This window comes from Microbacter sp. GSS18 (assembly GCA_029319145.1).
Classification (GTDB): Bacteria; Actinomycetota; Actinomycetes; order Actinomycetales; family Microbacteriaceae; genus Microbacterium.
Window position 1 is genome coordinate 1,816,664 of record CP119753.1, and the last position, 19,675, is coordinate 1,836,338.

16 protein-coding genes are annotated in these 19,675 nt (G+C 71.3%); 5 read left to right on the top strand and 11 right to left on the bottom strand.

Annotated features, from left to right (window positions below; translation table 11 throughout):
- Window positions 1-7: 7 nt before the first annotated feature.
- Together P0L94_08590 and P0L94_08595 are read right to left on the bottom strand one after the other, a co-directional pair.
- Complete coding sequence (locus P0L94_08590) at window positions 8-715, bottom strand: uracil-DNA glycosylase (protein ID WES66306.1); 708 nt, start codon at window positions 713-715, stop codon at window positions 8-10.
- A gap of 7 nt (window positions 716-722) precedes the next feature.
- Window positions 723-1,232 carry a phosphoribosyltransferase gene (locus P0L94_08595; protein WES66121.1) on the bottom strand — a complete coding sequence of 170 codons (510 nt, stop codon included), beginning with the start codon at window positions 1,230-1,232 and terminating at the stop codon, window positions 723-725.
- 449 nt (window positions 1,233-1,681) lie between these two features.
- On the opposite strand from P0L94_08595, the gene P0L94_08600 reads away from it, so the two are divergent.
- The gene (locus P0L94_08600; GenBank protein ID WES66122.1) at window positions 1,682-3,193 is read left to right on the top strand and encodes an MFS transporter; all 1,512 of its coding nucleotides are present in this window, start codon (window positions 1,682-1,684) and stop codon (window positions 3,191-3,193) included.
- Between the two features lie 52 nt (window positions 3,194-3,245).
- On the opposite strand, the gene P0L94_08605 is transcribed toward P0L94_08600, so the two are convergent.
- Window positions 3,246-4,010, bottom strand: a complete 765-nt coding sequence (locus tag P0L94_08605; GenBank protein ID WES66123.1) for an SDR family oxidoreductase — start codon at window positions 4,008-4,010, stop codon at window positions 3,246-3,248.
- Window positions 4,011-4,270: 260 nt separating this feature from the next.
- Between P0L94_08605 and P0L94_08610 the strand changes: the two genes are divergently transcribed.
- Together P0L94_08610 and P0L94_08615 are read left to right on the top strand one after the other, a co-directional pair.
- Complete coding sequence (locus P0L94_08610; protein ID WES66124.1) at window positions 4,271-5,593, top strand: bifunctional o-acetylhomoserine/o-acetylserine sulfhydrylase; 1,323 nt, start codon at window positions 4,271-4,273, stop codon at window positions 5,591-5,593.
- A 173-nt stretch (window positions 5,594-5,766) separates the two neighbouring features.
- On the top strand, window positions 5,767-6,972 hold the full coding sequence (locus tag P0L94_08615; GenBank protein ID WES66125.1) for a homoserine O-acetyltransferase: 1,206 nt from the start codon (window positions 5,767-5,769) through the stop codon (window positions 6,970-6,972).
- A 101-nt stretch (window positions 6,973-7,073) separates the two neighbouring features.
- On the opposite strand, the gene P0L94_08620 is transcribed toward P0L94_08615, so the two are convergent.
- The 3 genes from P0L94_08620 to P0L94_08630 are packed head-to-tail and all read right to left on the bottom strand — an operon-like array spanning window position 7,074 to window position 9,548.
- The gene (locus P0L94_08620; protein WES66126.1) at window positions 7,074-7,379 is read right to left on the bottom strand and encodes a thiamine-binding protein; all 306 of its coding nucleotides are present in this window, start codon (window positions 7,377-7,379) and stop codon (window positions 7,074-7,076) included.
- Between the two features lie 59 nt (window positions 7,380-7,438).
- Window positions 7,439-8,650: a hypothetical protein gene (locus P0L94_08625; protein ID WES66127.1), complete on the bottom strand. Its 1,212-nt coding sequence runs from the start codon at window positions 8,648-8,650 to the stop codon at window positions 7,439-7,441.
- 40 nt (window positions 8,651-8,690) lie between these two features.
- On the bottom strand, window positions 8,691-9,548 hold the full coding sequence (locus P0L94_08630; protein ID WES66128.1) for an NAD(P)H-hydrate dehydratase: 858 nt from the start codon (window positions 9,546-9,548) through the stop codon (window positions 8,691-8,693).
- A gap of 33 nt (window positions 9,549-9,581) precedes the next feature.
- Here P0L94_08630 and P0L94_08635 point away from each other — a divergent pair, with 33 nt between their 5' ends.
- The gene (locus P0L94_08635; GenBank protein ID WES66129.1) at window positions 9,582-10,658 is read left to right on the top strand and encodes an NADH:flavin oxidoreductase/NADH oxidase; all 1,077 of its coding nucleotides are present in this window, start codon (window positions 9,582-9,584) and stop codon (window positions 10,656-10,658) included.
- Window positions 10,659-10,691: 33 nt separating this feature from the next.
- Here the strand turns inward: P0L94_08635 and P0L94_08640 are convergent, their stop codons facing one another.
- The 3 genes from P0L94_08640 to P0L94_08650 all read right to left on the bottom strand — a co-directional run bounded on the left by P0L94_08640 (window position 10,692) and on the right by P0L94_08650 (window position 14,703).
- The gene (locus P0L94_08640) at window positions 10,692-11,750 is read right to left on the bottom strand and encodes a hemolysin family protein (protein ID WES66130.1); all 1,059 of its coding nucleotides are present in this window, start codon (window positions 11,748-11,750) and stop codon (window positions 10,692-10,694) included.
- Window positions 11,747-13,090, bottom strand: coding sequence for a hemolysin family protein (locus P0L94_08645; GenBank protein WES66131.1), 1,344 nt, complete (start codon window positions 13,088-13,090; stop codon window positions 11,747-11,749). Before P0L94_08645 ends, P0L94_08640 begins: the two co-directional genes overlap by 4 nt.
- Window positions 13,091-13,242: 152 nt before the next feature.
- Window positions 13,243-14,703, bottom strand: coding sequence for a GuaB1 family IMP dehydrogenase-related protein (locus tag P0L94_08650; GenBank protein WES66132.1), 1,461 nt, complete (start codon window positions 14,701-14,703; stop codon window positions 13,243-13,245).
- A gap of 173 nt (window positions 14,704-14,876) precedes the next feature.
- Here P0L94_08650 and P0L94_08655 point away from each other — a divergent pair, with 173 nt between their 5' ends.
- Entirely contained in the window at window positions 14,877-18,674 is a 3,798-nt protein-coding gene (locus P0L94_08655) for a multifunctional oxoglutarate decarboxylase/oxoglutarate dehydrogenase thiamine pyrophosphate-binding subunit/dihydrolipoyllysine-residue succinyltransferase subunit (protein WES66133.1), read from the top strand.
- Between the two features lie 53 nt (window positions 18,675-18,727).
- Here P0L94_08655 and P0L94_08660 read toward each other — a convergent pair whose 3' ends face one another.
- A complete protein-coding gene (locus P0L94_08660) occupies window positions 18,728-18,970 on the bottom strand; it encodes a hypothetical protein (GenBank protein WES66134.1) in 243 nt (80 codons plus the stop codon).
- Window positions 18,967-19,653: a sigma-70 family RNA polymerase sigma factor gene (locus tag P0L94_08665; GenBank protein WES66135.1), complete on the bottom strand. Its 687-nt coding sequence runs from the start codon at window positions 19,651-19,653 to the stop codon at window positions 18,967-18,969. The genes P0L94_08660 and P0L94_08665 overlap by 4 nt, the downstream gene beginning before the upstream one ends.
- Between the last annotated feature and the right edge of the window lie 22 nt (window positions 19,654-19,675).

The window sequence follows — 19,675 nt, forward strand, 5'->3', positions numbered from 1 at the left end:
GCCCAGCCTACTGAGCGGTCGCGGGTGCGGCGTCGGGGATGCGCCAGTCCACGGGCGCGGCGCCCTGGCGCTCGAGCAGTTCGTTGGCGCGAGAGAAGGGCCGCGATCCGAAGAACCCGCGGCTGGCCGACAGCGGTGACGGATGCGGCGACTCGATGATCGGGGTGTCGCCCAGCAGCGGCCGCAGATTGGCGGCATCCCGCCCCCACAGGATCGCCACGAGCGGCCGGTCGCGGGCGACGAGCGATCGGATCGCGTGCTCGGTGACCTTCTCCCAGCCCCAGCCGCGGTGCGAGGCGGGGGCGCCCGGGGCGACGGTCAGCACGCGGTTGAGCAGCATGACCCCCTGGTCGCTCCACGCCGAAAGGTCGCCGTGCTGGGCGGCCGGGATCCCGAGGTCGGTCTCGAGCTCGCGGTAGATGTTCGCCAGGCTCCGCGGCAGCGGACGCACGTGCGCGTCGACCGCGAACGACAGGCCGATCGGATGCCCCGGCGTCGGGTACGGGTCCTGGCCGACGATGAGCACCTTGACGTCGTCGAGGGGCCGCCCGAACGCGCGCAGCACGCGGTCGCCCGCGGGCAGGTAGTGGCGGCCCGCCGCGGTCTCGCCGCGCAGCCGTTCGCCGAGCGCCGCGATGTCGCCGGCCACCGGCGTGAGCGCGTCGGCCCAGCCGGAGTCCAGCAGACCCGCGTCGGCGAGCTCGGGCAACGTCATCGCCACGTCACGCGCTCCGCTCGAGGTCGGCGTCCTCCTCGACGACAGACCCCTGGTACGACCAGGGGAAATCGATCCACAGCGCGGTGTCCTTGAAGGCGTAGTCGGGCTGGATGATCGTGGTCGGCTTGGTGTAGATCGTCGCCGAGCGCACGTCCGCGCCCCGATCGCGCAGCAGCTGCACGGCGAGGGCGAGGGTGCGCCCGCTGTCGGCGACGTCGTCGACCAGCAGAACGCGCTTGCCGTCGAGGTAGGTCATGTCCAGCTCGGGCGGCAGCACCTCGGGGGCGTCGAGGACGGTGCCGATGCCGGTGTAGAACTCGACGTTGATGGCGCCGCAGTTCTTCACGCCGAGGCCGTACGCGATGGCACCGGCGGGCAGCAGGCCGCCGCGTGCGATCGCCACGACCACCTCGGGGACGAACCCGTCCGCCACGATCGCCCGGGCGATGTCCCGGCACGCCTCGCCGAATCCGTCCCACGTGAGCGTCTCGCGCTCCACCGCCGCTTCCGTCACCGCATGCCTCCTCGTTCGCGTGCCTCAACACTACGGCGATCGGGGCCGTTCCCCCTTCGAACCAATGTCCGAAGGTCATGCCAGGCTGGACGCATGACGTCAGCCGCTCAAGCATCACTCGCCGTGGCGCGTGAGGCAGAGAGCCGGCGGCGTCCTGGTGTGGACGAGCCCGACGGGGCGGGTGTACACCGACCACCCGGGCAGCGGCGTCGCCTTCTCCGTCGAGCCGGAATGCGACCCCGCGCCCTTCTAGCGGGCGCACCTCACGGCGGGCGCACCTCACGGCGGGCGCACCTCACAGCGGGCGCACCTGACGGCGGGCGCGTCTGTCCCCAGCGCACGCGAAGGGGACCGCCCGGCGAAAGGGGATCGCCGCGCGAAGGGGACCGCTGTACCCCAGCGTTCCGCCCGGCATCGGCGGGAGCCGGTCGCGGTGTTATCGTCACTGGGTGTCACGCGCCTCCACTGCCGCCTCTCGCCTGCGCGGCTCCGCCCTCGGGATCACCGCCGGCCTGATCAGCTGGCTGATCCTCGTCGAGATCACCAGCGGCATCCTGCAGGGGTACTACGTTCCCCTCTTCAGCGACATCGTCATCCACCTCGGCATCCGCGACGGCGACGTCAACTGGTTCGAGGCCGCGCAGCTGCTGCTGTCGTCGATCGTCGTGCCGATCATGGCCAAGCTCGGCGACATGTACGGGCACAAGAAGGTGCTCCTGTTCGCGACGATCGTCACGGCGGGCGCGACGTGGTGGCTGGCGTTCACCGGGACCTTCTGGACGTTCCTGCTGGCGTGGGCGCTGCAGGGCTTCTACGTCGTGTGGCTGCCGCTCGAGATCGCGCTGATCTTCGAGCGCGGGCGCCGCGGCGACCACGGCGTCTCGCTGACGCGCCGCGCGGCCGGTCTGCTCGTCGTCGGCCTCGAGGCGGGCGCCATCATCGGCGCGCTGGCTGCCGGCCGCGTCTTCGCGGCGACCGGCGGCGACCTCGCGATCACGCTCATCATGCCCGCGATCGTCGTCACGCTCATCGCTTTCGTCATCTGGCTGGGCGTGCCCGAATCCGAGCCGCTTCCGGGCAGGCGCCTGGACTCCGGCGGGTTCGCGATCCTCACCGGCGCGCTGCTGCTGGTCACCGGCGCGCTCGTCTACATGCGCATGATCGGGCTGCATGCGCTGCCCGCCGTCTCGTGGGTTTGGGTCGCCGCGCTCCTCGTCGCCGGCATCGGCGTGGGCGTGTGGTTCGTGAAGTTCGAGCTGCGCCAGGACGACCCGGCGATCGACATCCGCGTGCTGCGCCGCCCCGAGATGTGGCCGGTGCAGGCGACGGCCTTCCTGATCGGCATCAGCCTGCTCGGCGCCCAGGGCCCGCTGTCGACGTACGCGGGCACCGACTCGTCGCTCGGCTACGGTCTGGGACTGGATGCCACGGGGCGATCGAACATCATCGGCATCTACCTCGTGTCGCTCATCGTCGGCGCGATCCTCTTCGCCGTGACCTCCCGCCGGGCCAGCCCTCGTGTGATCCTCATCGGCGCCGCGGCCCTCGTCGGCATCGGCTACCTGCTGTTCCTGCCTTTCCACCAGGAGCTGTGGCAGGTGCTGCTGAACCTGTCGATCGCCGGCATCGGATCCGGTGCGCTCGTCGGCGCGATGCCCGCCGCCGCGGCGGCGGCCGCGCCCCGCGGCCAGACCGGCATCGCGTCGGCGCTGACCAACACCACCAAGACCATCGGCGGCACGTTCGCGTCGGCGGTGTTCGGCGTCGTCCTCGCCGCCGGCGTCGGCGCCATCGCCAGCGAGACCGCGGCGTCGCTGGGCGGCTACATGGCGGTGTGGGCGATCTGCGCCGCCGGCGGCTTCCTCGCCGCGACGCTGCTGTTCCTCGTCCCGAAGGTCGCGTTCGCCGACACCATGGCCGAAGAGACCGAGGCCGTCGCCGGCGAATCGCAGGTGATGTAGGAGCCGGTCGTGCAGCGGCGGATCGGCGTCTCGACGCCGAGAAGCCCCGGCGTCAGCGCGGGTCTTCGCGCACGCGCAGCGGGCCGCGGGCCAGCAGGTGCTGGGCCGACTGCGCGACGGGGCGCATCGTCACCAGGTCGAGGTTGACGTGGCCCGGCGCATTCAGCGCGTATGCGATCACGTCGGCGACGTCGCCCGCGACGAGCGGCGCCTCGACGCCGTCGTACACGCGGGCCGCGGCATCCGCATCCCCGCCCAGGCGGTTGAGGGTGAACTCCTCGGTGTGGACCATGCCCGGGGCGATCTCGGTCACGCGGATCGGCTCGCCGTTCAGCTCGAGCCGCAGCACCTGCGGGATCATCGATTCCGCCGCCTTGGCCGCGTTGTAGCCGGCGCCGCCCTGGTAGGGCGTGCGCGCCGCGGTCGACGTCACGAACAGCGTGTCGGCATGCCCGTCGGAGGCCGCGGCCTGGCGCAGCTGGGGCAGCAGCGCCGCGACGAGACGCTGGCTCGAGAGCACGTTGACGTCGAACATCCACTGCCAGTCCGTCGGATCGCCGTCCTCGACGCGATCGGTGCCGCGGGCGCCGCCGGCGACGTGGACGAGCGCGTGCACGGGACCGGAGTCGGCCAGCCACGCCGCGAGGGCGTCGACATCGGCTTCGACGGTGAGGTCGGCGGCGAACGCCACAGCTCCGGTGTCGGCTTCGAGCTCGGCCAGGCGCTCGGCGCGGCGCGCGACGGCGACGACATGCCAGCCGCCGGCCCGCAGGGCGCGGGCCGCCGCCTCGCCGATTCCCGAGCTTGCTCCGGTCACCACTGCACGTCTGCTCACCATGCCCCCAAACTACCGGTCCGTCACGGCGCAACAGCACCCGGCAGCACCTGCTGGCGGTGCTGTCGAGCCGTCACGACTCAACACCACCCGGAAGCACACCAAAGCGGGCCTGTCGCGCCGTCACGGCAGGCCCGCACGTTACGCAACGTTTCCGGATCGTTGAGCGCCATCCGCGGCATCCGTACAGTCGGATCCGGTCGGCGGCGTCTGCCCCGGCATCCAGACCCGCAGGAGCAGCCATGTCCGCACTCGAGAACTGGCGTTTCGAGACCAAGCAGATCCACTCGGGCGCGCAGCCCGACCCGGTGACGAAGGCTCGCGCCACGCCCATCTACCAGACCACGTCCTACGTGTTCGACAACACCGACCACGCCGCGAACCTGTTCGCGCTGGCGGAGTTCGGCAACATCTACACCCGCATCCAGAACCCGACGCAGGACGTCGTGGAGCAGCGCGTCGCCGCGCTCGAGGGGGGCACCGGCGCCCTCCTGGTCTCCAGCGGCCAGGCGGCCGAGACGTTCGCGGTGCTGAACATCGCCGAGGCCGGCGACCACATCGTCTCGTCGAGCTCGATCTACGGCGGAACGTACAACCTGTTCAAGTACACCCTCGCCAAGCTCGGCATCGAGACGACGTTCGTCGAGAACCAGGACGACCCCGAGGAGTGGCGCGCCGCCGTCCGCCCGAACACCAAGCTCTTCTTCGCCGAGACGATCGGCAACCCGAAGATCAACGTGCTCGACATCCGCTCCGTCGCCGACGTCGCCCATGAGGCGCGCGTGCCGCTGATCGTCGACAACACGATCGCGACGCCGTACCTCATCAAGCCGTTCGAGCACGGCGCCGACATCGTCATCCACTCGGCCACGAAGTTCCTCGGCGGCCACGGCACCACCATCGGCGGCGTCATCGTCGACGGCGGCAAGTTCGAGTGGTCGAAGAACGTCGACAAGTTCCCCGGCCTCACCGAGCCCGACCCCTCGTACCACGGCGCGTCGTACACGACCGCGGTCGGCGACGCCCTCGCCTACATCATCAAGGCCCGCGTGCAGCTGCTGCGCGACCTCGGCTCGGCCATCTCGCCCAACAGCGCGTGGCTGCTGATCCAGGGCATCGAGACGCTGTCGCTGCGCATCGAGCGGCACGTGCAGAACGCGCAGGAGATCGCCGAGTGGCTCGAGAACCAGGATGACGTCGCGTCGGTCAACTACTCCGGCCTCCCCACGTCGCCCTGGTACGCGGCGGCCAACACGTACGCCCCCAAGGGCGTCGGCGCCGTGCTGTCGTTCGAGCTCAAGGGCGGTGTCGAGGCGGGCCGCGAGTTCGTCAACTCGCTGACCCTCTTCAGCCACCTCGCCAACATCGGCGACGTGCGCTCGCTCGTCATCCACCCCGCGTCGACGACGCACTCGCAGCTGACCCCCGAGCAGCAGCTCACCACCGGCGTCACGCCGGGCCTGGTGCGCCTGTCGGTCGGCATCGAGAACATCGACGACCTCAAGGCCGACCTCGAGCAGGCGCTCGCGGCAGCCCGCAAGGTCGCCGAGGCCGCGCGCGCCTGACGCGAAGCGCCTGAGACGACGGATGCCCCGGCCGCACGGTCGGGGCATCCGCGTCTTCGCGTCCGGGACCGGCGCGGCCGGACAGCGGCTGCCGACCTCGGCTTCACGCGGTAACAGTCAGCGGGCGATCCATCCCACCGCATACTCTGGAAGCTCGCGAGAAAGGCCCACACATGGACTGGCAGACCTCCGAAGACACCGTGCCGTCGGCACCGGTGACGGAGGCCGACGCGCGCCTGCTGCTGGGCCGGCCGCCCGCCACGGGCGCGTGGCGCGACGGCGATCCCGTCGGCGACCGCCGGTTCGCGGCGTTCGGGGCGTTCCGCACCGAGGGCGGCCGCGAGCTGCCCGCGTACCGCCTCGCCTACGAGACGTGGGGTGAGCTCAACGCCGCCCGCGACAACGCCGTGCTCGTCCTCCACGCGCTCACCGGCGACAGCCACGTGCGGGGACCGGCCGGACCCGGGCACGCGACGTCGGGCTGGTGGGACGACATCGTCGGGCCCGGCGGCCCCATCGACACCGACCGGTGGTTCGTCGTGGCGCCGAACATGCTGGGCGGATGCCAGGGCTCGACGGGGCCGGCGAGCATCGCCCCCGACGGCTACGAGTGGGCTTCGCGCTTCCCCTACCTGACCATCCGCGACCAGGTCGCCGCGCAGGTGCGGCTCGCCGACGCCCTCGGCATCGACACGTGGGCGGGGGTGCTCGGAGGATCGATGGGCGGCATGCACGCACTCGAGTGGGCCGTGGGCCTGCCCGATCGCGTCGCGCGCGTGGGGGTCCTGTCGTCGCCGCCCACCAACACCGCCGACCAGATCGCGCTGAACTCGGTGCAGCTCGAGGCGATCCGCATCGACCCGCGCTTCGCCGGCGGCGAGTACTACGACTCCGGCGACGGCGACGGTCCGAACCGCGGACTCGCCCTCGCGCGCCGCATGGCGCTGCTGAACTACCGCTCCCCCACCGAGCTGAACCAGCGCTTCCAGCGCTCGTGGCAGTCGGGCCGCAGCCCCCTCGGCCACGGCGGACGGTTCGCGGTGGAGTCGTACCTGGACTTCCACGGCAACAAGTTCACGCGCCGGTTCGACGCCAACAGCTATGTCACGCTCGTCGAGGCGATGAACTCGCACGACGTGGGACGCGACCGCGGCGGTATCGAGGATGCTCTCGCACGCGTGACGGCGACCGCCCTCGTCCTCGGCATCGACAGCGACCGGCTGTTCCCCATCGACGGCCAGCACCGCATCGCGCGAGGCATCCGGACATCGCTCGACGGAGACCGCGCGGTCGTGCTCACCAGCGACTTCGGACACGACGGGTTCCTCATCGAGACGCCCGCCGTCGGCGCCCACATCCGCCGCCTGCTCGAGTCCTGACGCCGGCTGCGGCACTTCGTGCCGTCCCCGGCCGCATGCCCCGAACCGCGGATGACGAACCGCGGATGCCGACCCGTGGGCGGCCGGCATCCGCAGCGGCGTCACTCCTCGTCGACGGCGGCTTCGAGGCGGTCGATCTTGGCGTCGAGCTCGCCGGTGTACCCGGGCCGGATGTCGGCCTTGAGCACGAGCGAGACCCGCGAGCCGAACGGCAGCACGGCCTCGGTCGCGCGGCGGACGACGTCGAACACCTCGTCCCACTCGCCCTCGATCTCGGTGAACATCGACGTCGTGCGGTTCGGCAGTCCGCTGTCGCGGACGATGCGGACGGCCGCGGCGACGGCATCGTGGACCGAGCCGTCGGCACGGCCGGTTCCGCTGGGGGCGACGGAGAAGGCGACGAGCATGGGTTCCTCCTGGAGGCTTGGGTGGGTCGTAGGTCGAGGATCGCAGGTCGCGGGTGGGGTCAGGGCACGCGGTCGCGGCGGACGGCGCCGGCCACGGCGACGCGCGCGAGGCGGACGACGGTCCAGGCGAACAGGCCCACCAGCAGCGCATTGCGCACGGTGATCACGACGACCATGATCGGCGACACCGCCAGCAGCGCGTCGTAGAACCACGGGAAGATCAGCTGCGTGAGCGCGAGGGCGGCGAGGGTCGCGAGCGCGGGGCGGCGCCAGTGGTGGCGGTCGAGCACGAGGCCGACCACCAGCGGCGGGATGAGCCACGTCATGTACTGGGGCGACCCGACCTTGTTGAAGACGATGAAGGCCAGCACCAGCGCCAGCGCCAGCGAAGGGAAGAGCGCCGCGAAGCGGGCGCCGCGCCACGCGGCGGTGGCGCCGACGGCGGCGACGGCGAGCATCGCCATGGCCATGAGCGGCGTCATCGCCGCGATGACCGGGTCGACGTTCGGGCCCGTGATCTGGAAGGTGATCATGTCGGCGTCGTAGTAGATCCACGCACCGGGGTCGCCGAGGACCGCGAGCCACAGGTAGAACGTGCTCACGGGAGCCTCGATCTGCAGGCCCCGCGAGGTCTGGTCACCCACGAAGCTCAGCAGGTACGGCGCACCGCCCGCGGTGATCACCGCCAGCACGATCACCGCCGACACCGCGGCGGCACCGCCGACGACCGCCCAGCGGCGGCGCACGGCGAGGAAGGCTGCGGCGAGCATCGCCGCGGGCCACACCTTCAGCCACGTCGCCGTGGCCAGCAGCGCCGATCCGAGCCACGGCCGGCCGATGAGCCACAGTCCGCCCGCGATCGCGAGCGGCACGGTCAGGGCGTCGAGACGGAACACTCCGACCGCGCCGAGCGCCGCCATCGCGAGCAGCCAGAACCAGCCCGCCGTCCGCCGGCCCCGCGATGCTCCGTTCCCGATCAGGAGCGCGAAGGCGAGGGCGTCCGCGGCCGTGACGAGGACCGCCCACGCGAGCGTGAAGTCCATGACGACCGCGAGGCCGCGCGCGAGCATGATCGGAGCGAGCGCGAAAGCCGGATACACCCATGCCTCGGTGAGGCCGGGCACCCGGACCCCCGCCGCGACGCCGTCGGCCCACCAGCGATACAGCTGATCGACGTCCCACGCGGCCGAACGTCCCGTCAGAAGCTCGATCGAGACGATCGCGACATGGACGAGGGCGAACCCGATCCACAACGCCGCCCGCCTCGACACCCCTCCATGCTACGGAACACCCGCGGGCGCTCCCGCACGCTCAGCCCCGCGCCTCCAGCGCCTCACCGACCGCGTGGGGAAGGCGTGCCGCGACGTCGAGCGCCGTGAGAGGGCCGCCGTGCCCACCGAGGGCCGCGGCCGCGAGCGTCGCTGCGCGGCCGTGCAGCCACACCGCCGCGGCCGCGGCGAGCGCGGGGGCGACGGCGTGCTCGGCGGTCGTCGCGACGACCGCGCCGATGGCGCCGGCGAGGACGTCGCCGGTGCCCGCCGTCGCCAGCCACGGCGTCGCCGCCGCGATCACGGTCGTCCAGCCGTCGGGCGTGGCGACCACCGTGCGCGCCCCCTTCAGCACGACGATGCCGTCGAGCGCCCGGGCCGTCTCGGCCGCGGCGTGACGGCGCGCCGCGTCTTCCCGGTCATCGGCCCCGGAGCCGTCGTCGACGGGCTCGAGTCCGAGCATGCGGCGCAGCGCCGCATGCTCGCGCTGGTGCGGCGTGACGATGACCGGCGCCTGCCCGTGGGCGGCCAGATCCAGCGCCCCGGCGTCGGCGACGACCGGCACGCCCTCGGCGAGGATGTCGCGCAGCGCCTCCTCGTCCCCGGGCGACCGGTCAGAGGGGTCGGTCCCGGACCCGATCAGCCACGCCTGCACGCGACCGGCGCTCGTGACCGTCTCGGGCCGCGCGGCCAGGACGAGAGCGGTCGGCCGCTCGTCGCCCAGATAGCGCACCATGCCGATGCCCGTGCGGTGAGCCGCCTCGACACCGAGCACCGCGGCGCCGGGGTACCGCTCCGATCCGGTGCGCACGCCGAGCACGCCGCGGGAATACTTGTCGTCCGTCGCCGTTGGCACACGAAGGACCCGCGCGGTGTCCGCCGCCGTCCACGTCGTCGACATGGCGCCACACTATCCCTCGGAGCGATCACGCGCATGACCCACCTGTTCGAGCCCCTCACCGTCCGCGGCACCACGATGCGCAACCGCCTGTGGGTGGCGCCGATGTGCCAGTACAGCGCCGCAGAGGGCATGCCCGGCCAGTGGCATCTGACGCATCTGGCATCACTCGCGTCCGGCGGTGCGGGCCTCGTGATCGCCGAAGCGACGGCCGTCCTCCCCGAGGGGCGCATCAGCCCCGAGGACACCGGGCTGTGGAGCGACGCACAGGCCGACGCGTGGCGCCCGATCGTCGACGCCGTCCGTGCTCGCGGCGCACGCACCGGCATCCAGCTCGCCCACGCCGGACGCAAGGCCTCGACCTGGTCGCCGTTCTCGCAGCACCGGGGGACGATCACGCCCGCCGACGGCGGGTGGGCCACCGTGGCGCCCTCGGCCGTCGCCTTCGACGGTCTCGACCAACCCCGTGCGCTCGACGCCGCGGGCATCGACGAGGTCGTCGCCGCCTTCGGCGCCGCGACGCGGCGGGCGGTCGCGGCCGGCTTCGAGGTGATCGAGATCCACGCCGCCCACGGCTACCTCATCCACGAGTTCCTCTCGCCGCTGTCCAACCGACGCGACGACGCCTACGGCGGCACGCTCGCCGGCCGGGCCCTGCTGCTGTTGCGCGTCGTCGAGGCCGTCCGGGCGGCGGCCGGCGACCTCCCCGTCTTCGTGCGCTTCTCGGCGACCGACTGGGCCGACGGCGGCCTCGACGCGGACGACGTCGCCACCGTCGCGACATGGGCCGCGGAGCGCGGTGCGGACTTCTTCGACATCTCGAGCGGCGGCCTGGTCGCGCACCAGCGGATCCCGGTGGGACCCGGCTACCAGGTGCACCTCGCCGCACTGGTGCGCCGGGCCACGGGGCTGCCCGTCAGCGCCGTCGGCATGATCGACGACGCCGAGCACGCCGAGCGCGTGCTCGCGGAGGGCTCGGCTGACGCCGTCATGGCCGGACGCGAGTGGCTGCGCGACCCGCACTACGCCCTGCGCGCCGCGTCGGAGCTCGGCGCGGACATCGACTATTGGCCCCCGCAGTACGCGCGGGCCCGCCGACGCCTCAGCGCCTGACGGGTCCCGCGCGGCGATCCGGCGCAGCCGCGCTCAGCGCAGACCGCGTCGCGTCGCGTCCTGCACCTCGCCCACGAGCTCCTCCAGGATGTCCTCGAGGAACAGCACCGACGTCACGGCCCCGGTCTGATCGCGCACCTGCGCGAGGTGACGGCCGGTGTTGCGCATGAGCGCCAGCGCGTCCTCGAGGTCGGTCGTCTCCTGCACGGGGACCATGTGATGGATGCGCTTGGCAGGGATCGGCCGCACGACGTCCGTGGCGGCATCCGGTCCTTCGGCCCCGCGCAGCACATCCTTCAGGTGCACATAGCCGACGGGCGCACCGGCGTCGTCGACGATCACGTAGCGGGAGAACCCGCGCTTGGCCACCGCGCGCTCGATGGCCTCGGGCGTCGTGCTCTCGGGGAGCGTCACCAGATCGGCCAGCGGCACCGCGACATCGGCGGCCTTCTTGTCGGTGAACTCCATCACGGCCGCGACCGTGCCCGACGAGTCGTCGAGCACGCCCTCGATGCGCGACTGGTTCACGATGGTCGCGACCTCGTCCAGCGTGAACGTCGACGCCGCCTCGTCCTTGGGCTCCACGCGGAACAGCCGCACGACGTGGTTCGCGATCCAGTTGAGCGAGACGATGACCGGGTGGAAGACCTTGGAGACCCACACCAGCGGCGTCGCGAGCATCAGCACGGCCCGGTCGGGGAGCGAGAACGCGAGGTTCTTCGGCACCATCTCGCCGAACACGACGTGGAGGTAGGACACCACGAGCAGCGCGATGATGAACGCGACGGTGTCCACCACGCCCTCGGGGATGCCGGTCAGCCCCAGCGGCTCGGCGAGCAGGTGGTGGATCGCCGGCTCCGAGACGTTCAGGATCAGCAGCGAGCAGATCGTGATGCCCAGCTGCGAGGTCGCGAGCATGAGCGTCGCGTGCTCCATCGCGTACAGCGCGGTCTTGGCCGCCCGCGATCCACGCTCGGCCAGCGGCTCGATCTGCGATCGGCGCGCCGAGATCACCGCGAACTCGGCGCCCACGAAGAAGGCGTTCGCGAGCAGCAGCACGAACAGCCAGGCCAGGCCCGCCCAATCGCTCATCGCGCACCCCCCTCGGCGTCACTGCGGGCGTCGGCATCCGCCTCCGCCGGGACCGTCGCCGGGACGAAGCGCACGCGGTCGACCCGGCGCGCCTCCATCCGCACGACCTCGAGGGTGCCGTCCTCGATCTCGACGACGTCGCCGACGACGGGAATGCGCTCGAGCACGCTCATGACGAAGCCGCCCACCGTGTCGTAGACCTCGCTCTCGGGGATGCGGATGCCGGTGCGGTCGAGCACCTCGTCCGGACGCAGCTCGCCGGGGACGATGACGCCGTTGCGGGCGCGGACGATGCCGGCCTGGCGACGGTCGTGCTCGTCGAGCACCTCGCCGACGATCTCCTCGACCAGGTCCTCGAGCGTCACGACGCCGGCGGTGCCGCCGTACTCGTCGACGACGATCGCCATCTGGTATCCGCGTGAGCGCAGCTCGGCCATGAGCGCGTCCAGGTGGACCGCCTCGGGGAAGCGCAGCGGCTCGGTGGCCAGCGCACCGGCGGGCACGTCGTCGCGGCGGTCGCGCGGCACGCTGACGGCGGCCTTGAGATGCACGATGCCGGTGATGTCGTCCATCGACTCGTCGTACACGGGGAATCGGCTGTGGCCGGTCCGGCGCGCGAGCTGGACGACGTCCTGCGCGGTGTCGTCGGCCGAGATGGCGTGGATGCTGGGGCGCGGCGTCATGATGTCGGCGGCTGTCAGGCGCGAGAACGTCAGGCTGCGGTCCAGCAGCGAGGCGGTGTCCTTCTCGAGCACGCCGGCACTCGCCGAGCGACGCACCAGACTCGACAGCTCCTCGGCGGTGCGGGCGCCCGACAGCTCCTCCTTGGGCTCGACGCCCATGGCTCGCAGCACGCCGTTGGCGCTGCCGTTGAGAGCGACGATCGCCGGGCGGAACACGGTCGTGAACGCGACCTGGAAGGGGATGACGAGCTTGGCGGTCTGGCGCGGCACCGCCAGCGCGAAGTTCTTGGGAACGAGCTCGCCCAGCACCATCGAGAGGATCGTGGCGATCGCGATTCCGAGGAACGCCGCCAGCGGCGTCACGAGCCCCTCGGGCATCCCCCACGCGATGAAGACGGGCCCGAGCAGACTCGAGATCGCGGGCTCCATCGCATAGCCGGTCAGCAGCGTGGTGAGCGTGATGCCCAGCTGCGCGCTCGACAGATGCGTCGAGGTGATGCGCAGGGCGCTGATCGTCAGCGACAGTCGCGTCTCGCCCGCGGCCTGCCGCGCTTCGAGGTCGGCGCGGTCCAGGTTCACCAGCGCGAACTCACTCGCGACGAACAGGCCTGTTCCGATGGTCAGCAGGAGCCCCACGCCCAACATGACGTACTCCATCACGCATCACCCCCGTTCGCACGGGAGGCGGGTCGGTGGGGCGATCGTCTGCAACTGGGAGGGTCGTCCATCGTGCACAGAAGTCTACGGCAGGAATCGAGCGATCCCCTAGGTCGGATAACGCTTTCTCAGGGACCTCGCGGTGTGGCGCGTCACCAGGAGACCGGGAGGGCCTTGCCCTCCTCGTAGCCGGCGGCCGACTGCAGTCCGACACGCGCGCGCTCATGGAACTCGCGCACCGTAGCCGCCCCGGCGTACGTGAACGACGACCGAACGCCCGAGGTGATCATGTCGACGAGGTCTTCGAGGCTGGGACGCAGCGGGTCGAGGTAGATGCGCGAGGACGAGATGCCCTCGGCGAACAGCTCCCTGCGGGCCAGCTCGTACGGATCCAGGCGGCCGAAGCGCGCGTGCACGGCCTTGGTCGAGGCCATCCCCCACGACTCCTTGTACGCCCGGCCGTCGGCGTCGATCAGCAGCTCGCCGGGTGCCTCGATGGTGCCGGCGAACCACGAGCCGATCATGACCGACGACGCGCCCGCGGCCAGGGCGAGCGCGACGTCGCGCGGGTAGCGCACGCCACCGTCCGCCCACACGTGCGCGCCCATCATGCGCGCCGCCTCGGCGGCGTCGAGCACCGCCGAGAACTGGGGCCGCCCCACCGCCGTCATCATCCGGGTCGTGCACATCGCGCCCGGCCCGACGCCGACCTTGACGATGTTCGCCCCCGACATCACCAGGTCGTGGACGCCCTCGGCCGTGACGACGTTGCCCGCGACGAGCGGGATCCCGAGGTCGAGGTCGGCCACGGTCTGCAGCGAGCGGAGCATTCCCTCCTGGTGTCCGTGGGCGGTGTCGATGACGAGGACGTCGACGTCGGCGGCCGCGAGCGCCTTCGCCTTCGCCGCCACGTCACCGTTGATCCCGACCGCCGCGGCGACGATGAGGCGACCCGAGGCGTCGACCGCGGGCGGATACAGGGATGCGCGCAGCGCGCTGCGCGCGGACAGCGTCCCCACGAGATGGCCGTGCTGCAGCACGCACACGGTGTCGGCCTCGGCGGCGGTGATGAGGTCGAACGCGTGCCGGGCGCTCTCGACGTCGTCGGCGTCGATGGACGCCGCCCGGCCGCGGGCGAGATCGCCCAGGCGCGCATCCGGCAGAGCCGTGCCCAGGCGCGTCGCGGGCACGACGCCCAGGATGTCGTCCGAGGCGACGATGCCGTGCTCGGATGCCTCGGCCACCACGATCCCGTGCCCTTCGGTGGCGGGCAGCAGGCGCGCCGCGTCCGCGACCGTCGCGTCCGGCGGCAGCACGAGCGCGGTGTCGAACATCACCGGCTGCGCCTTGACCCAGCGGATCGCCGCGTCGAGCTCCTGCAGCGGCATGTCCTGCGGCAGCACGCCGAGGCCCCCGCGGCGCGCCAGGGTGGCCGCCAGGCGTGCGCCGGTGACCGAGTTCATGTTCGCGGAGACCAGCGGGACGGTCGCCGTCGTACCGTCCCGCGGAGCCAGGTCCGCATCCAGCCGGCTGGCCACGGCCGATCGCCGCGGGACCAGGAAGACATCCGAATACGTCAGGTCGACCGCCGGCCGCTCACCGTAGAACTCCACGCCCTCCACAGTAGTGATCCGAGCCATCGGGCATAACGATGCACGATCGTTCGCGCGGGGCTCCTCCGACGCGGCTCGGGTGTGTTCCGACTGGGATACGCTTAAGCCTCGTGACCGCGGGAGAATCCCCCGCAATCCCACAGAACTTCACCGATGAAAGCAGGCGATCGAGCGTGTCGAGCCAGGTGACCGGCATCGGGGTGACGAACGAGAGCGAGTTCGGAGCCAACGAGTGGCTTGTCGAGGAACTGTACGAGCAGTTCACGAAGGATCCGAATTCCGTCGACAAGGCCTGGTGGCCGATCCTCGAGTCCTACAAGCCCGCCGGCACCGAGGGGGCCCGCGTGCCCTCCGCGCCGACGCAGCCGGCACCCGCCGCAACGGGCGCCCCCGCCGCCAAGCCTGCGGCCTCTGAGCAGCCCGCTGCGAAGCCTGCGGCCCCTGAGCAGCCCGCCGCGAAGACCGCGCCTCCTGCGCCGCCCGCGCCGGAGCCCTCCGCTCCGCCCGCCAACGGCTCGGCGCAGCACCCCGTGGCGCGCACGACCGCACGGCCCGCCGCCGCGCAGCCGATCCCCGCCCAGGCCCCGACCGTCACGCCCTCGTCGGCCGACGAGGGCGCCGAGGACCAGGTCACGGTCCTCAAGGGGATGACCAAGGCGCTCGCGGCGAACATGGACGAGTCGCTCACCGTCCCGACCGCCACGAGCGTTCGCACGGTCCCGGCCAAGCTCATGATCGACAACCGGATCGTGGTCAACAACCACATGTCCCGCACGCGCGGCGGCAAGGTCAGCTTCACGCACCTGATCGGCTGGGCGATCATCCGCGCCCTGAAGGAGTTCCCGAGCCAGAACGTCTTCTACGCCGAGATGGACGGCAAGCCGTCGGTCGTGGCCCCCGCGCACATCAACCTCGGCATCGCGATCGACCTGCCCAAGCCCGACGGCACGCGCGCCCTGATGGTGCCGAGCATCAAGCGCGCCGACACCCTCACCTTCGGCGAGTACCTCGCCACGTACGAGGACCTCGTCACACGCGCCCGCGGCGGCAAGCTCACCGCCGCCGACTTCCAGGGCACCACGATCTCGCTCACCAACCCCGGCGGCATCGGGACCGTGCACTCCGTGCCGCGCCTGATGAAGGGGCAGGGGTGCATCGTCGGCGCCGGCGCGCTGGAGTACCCCGCCGAGTTCCAGGGCTCGAGCGACAAGACGCTCAACGAGCTGGGCATCGGCAAGACGATCACACTGACCAGCACGTACGACCACCGCGTCATCCAGGGTGCCGGGTCGGGCGAGTTCCTCAAGCGCGTGCACGAGCTGCTCATCGGCCAGCGCGGCTTCTACGACGACATCTTCGCTGCGCTTCGCATCCCCTACGCCCCGATCCACTGGGCCAACGACATCAACGTCGACGTCGCCGAGCGCGTCGACAAGACCGCGCGCGTGCAGGAGCTCATCAACGCCTTCCGCGTCCGCGGCCACCTCATGGCCGACATCGACCCGCTCGAGTACGTCCAGCGCACGCACCCCGACCTCGAGATCGAGAACCACGGGCTGACGTTCTGGGACCTCGACCGCGAGTTCGTCACCGGCGGCTTCGGCGGCAAGCGCCTCATGAAGCTGCGCGACATCCTCGGCGTCCTGCGCGACTCGTACTGCCGCACGACCGGCATCGAGTACATGCACATCCAGGATCCCGAGCAGCGCCGCTGGTTCCAGGAGAACCTCGAGCTGAAGTACGAGAAGCCCGGTCACGACGAGCAGATGCGGATCCTCGACAAGCTCAACCAGGCCGAGGCGTTCGAGACGTTCCTGCAGACGAAGTACGTCGGGCAGAAGCGGTTCAGCCTCGAAGGCGGCGAGTCGCTCATCCCGCTGCTGGACGAGGTGCTGCAGGGCGCGGCGCAGGCGGGCCTCGACGGCGCCGCCATCGGCATGGCGCACCGCGGCCGGCTCAACGTGCTGACCAACATCGCCGGCAAGACCTACGGCCAGGTGTTCCGCGAGTTCGAGGGCGCGGTCGCCGTCGGCTCCAAGAGCGGCTCGGGCGACGTGAAGTACCACCTCGGCACCGAGGGCACATTCGTCGCCGACGACGCCAGCGAGCTGCCGGTCTACCTCGCCGCCAACCCGTCGCACCTCGAGACGGTGGACGGCGTCCTCGAGGGGATCGTCCGCGCCAAGCAGGACCGCAAGCCCGCAGGCAGCTACTCGTGGCTCCCGGTGCTCGTGCACGGCGACGCGGCGTTCGCCGGTCAGGGCGTCGTGGTCGAGACGCTGCAGATGTCGCGCCTGCGCGGCTTCCGCACCGGCGGCACGGTCCACGTCGTGGTCAACAACCAGGTCGGCTTCACCACGCTGCCGCAGGACGGCCGGTCGTCGGTGTACGCCACCGACGTCGCCAAGACCATTCAGGCGCCGATCTTCCACGTCAACGGCGACGACCCCGAAGCGGTCGTCCGCGCCGCGCAGGTCGCCTTCGCGTACCGCGAGCGCTTCCACCGCGACGTCGTCATCGACCTCGTGTGCTACCGCCGGCGCGGTCACAATGAGGGCGACGACCCCTCGATGACGCAGCCGCTCATGACCAACCTGATCGAGGCCAAGCGCTCGGTCCGCCGCCTCTACACCGAGGCCCTGGTCGGTCGCGGCGACATCACGCAGGAGGAGTTCGAGCAGGCCAAGCGCGACTTCCAGGATCGCCTCGAGGTCGCCTTCGCCGAGACGCATGCGGCAGAGACCGGCGCTTCGCAGACCGTCGAGGCGGATGCCGAGCCCGATGAGCCCGCCGAGCCCGAGGCCGTCGTACCCACGGTCACCGCCGTCTCGCGCGAGATGGTGGAGGCCATCGGCGAGGCGTTCGTGAACAAGCCGGACGGCTTCACGGTGCACGCCAAGCTCCAGCAGCTGCTCGACAAGCGTCTCGACATGAGCCGCAACGGCAACATCGACTGGGCGTTCGCGGAGCTGATGGCCTTCGGCTCGCTGCTGGCCGAGAAGGTCAACGTGCGGCTCGCCGGCCAGGACTCGCGCCGAGGCACCTTCGTGCAGCGCCACGCGGTCTTCCACGACCGTGCGAACGGCCAGGAGTGGATCCCGCTGGCCAACCTCAGCGAGGACCAGGGCCGCCTGTGGGTGTACGACTCGCTGCTCAGCGAATACGCCGCCATGGCGTTCGAGTACGGTTACTCGGTCGAGCGCCCCGACGCGCTGGTGCTGTGGGAGGCGCAGTTCGGCGACTTCGCCAACGGCGCGCAGTCGGTCGTCGACGAGTTCATCTCGTCCGCCGAGCAGAAGTGGGGCCAGGAGTCCGGCGTCACGCTGCTGCTCCCCCACGGCTACGAGGGGCAGGGCCCCGACCACTCGTCGGCCCGGATCGAGCGCTACCTGCAGATGTGCGCGCAGGACAACATGACCGTCGCGCGTCCGTCGACGCCGGCTTCGTACTTCCACCTGCTGCGGCGCCAGGCCTACCAGCGCCCGCGCCGTCCGCTTATCGTGTTCACCCCCAAGGCGATGCTGCGCCTGCGCGGCGCCACCAGCGCGGTCGAGGACTTCACCACGGGCGGCTTCCAGCCCGTGATCGACGACGCGCGTCAGCTCGACGGCCCGTCCGTCAAGCGCGTGCTGCTGCACTCGGGCAAGATCCACTGGGACCTCAAGTCCGAGCTCGACAAGAAGCCCAACGACGCGATCGCCCTCGTGCGGATGGAGCAGTTCTACCCCACGCCGGTCGACGAGCTGAACACGGTCCTGGATCGCTACCCCAACGCCGAGCTGGTGTGGGTGCAGGACGAGCCCGAGAACCAGGGCGCGTGGCCGTTCATCGCCCTGGAGGTCGTCAAGCATCTGCACGGCCGGACGATCCGCCGCGTCTCGCGCGCCGCTGCCGCCTCGACGGCCACCGGGTCCCCCAAGGTGCACGCGTTCGAGCAGGCGGAGATCCTGAAGAAGTCGCTCACCGTCTGAGGACGGCGCGAATCACGTCGACGGCGGGGCCTTCGGGTCCCGCCGTCGTCGTCTCAGTGCGAGGTGTGGGCCGCGCGCAGCTTGTCGAGCACGCGTGCGCGCAGCTCCTCGGGCGCCGTCTCCTTGCACGCCCGCGCCACGACGTCGGTCAGCGTGCGGGCCACGAGAGCCTCGTCGCGGCACCCTGGGCAGTGCTCCAGGTGCTCGGCGATGTCGGAGTGGCGGGTCTTGCAGACCTCGTCGCGCAGGTACTCCTCGAGGTCGCGACGTGCTTTGTCGCATCCGCAATCGGTCATCGTGCGCTCCTTGCGGCGGCGGTGATGCCGCGCTCCTGTGCGTAATCGGCCAGCAGGTCGCGAAGCAGACGCCTGCCGCGGTGCAGACGGCTCATCACGGTGCCGATGGGGGTCTTCATGATGTCGGCGATCTCCTGGTAGGCGAAGCCCTCGACGTCCGCGAGGTAGACCGCCAGCCGGAAGTCCTCGGGGATCGCCTGCAGCGCCTCCTTGACGGCGGAGGCCGGCATGTGGTCGATCGCTTCGGCCTCGGCCGAGCGGCTCGTGGTCGCGGTGGTCGACTCGGCGCCGCCGAGCTGCCAGTCCTCGAGCTCGTCGATGGTGCCCTGGAAGGGCTCGCGCTGCTTCTTGCGATACGTGTTGATGTACGTGTTGGTGAGGATGCGGTACAGCCACGCCTTCAGGTTCGTGCCCTGCGTGAACGAGCTCCACGATGCAAACGCCTTCACGTACGTCTCCTGGACGAGGTCGGCGGCATCGGCCGGATTGCGCGTCATGCGCATCGCGGCAGCGTAGAGCTGGTCCATGAACGGCAGCGCCTGCTCTTCGAACTGGGCGCGAGGGTCGGGCGCGGACTCGGTGGGATCGGACATCAGGCGCCAGTCTACGGCGGCCGGGTCGGTATCCGCCTGGGAGGCGGCCGACAGCTCCGGTCGTCCGGTGCGCTCGAGTGCGAGGATCATGCGGCCTTTCGTTTCGCGGCGA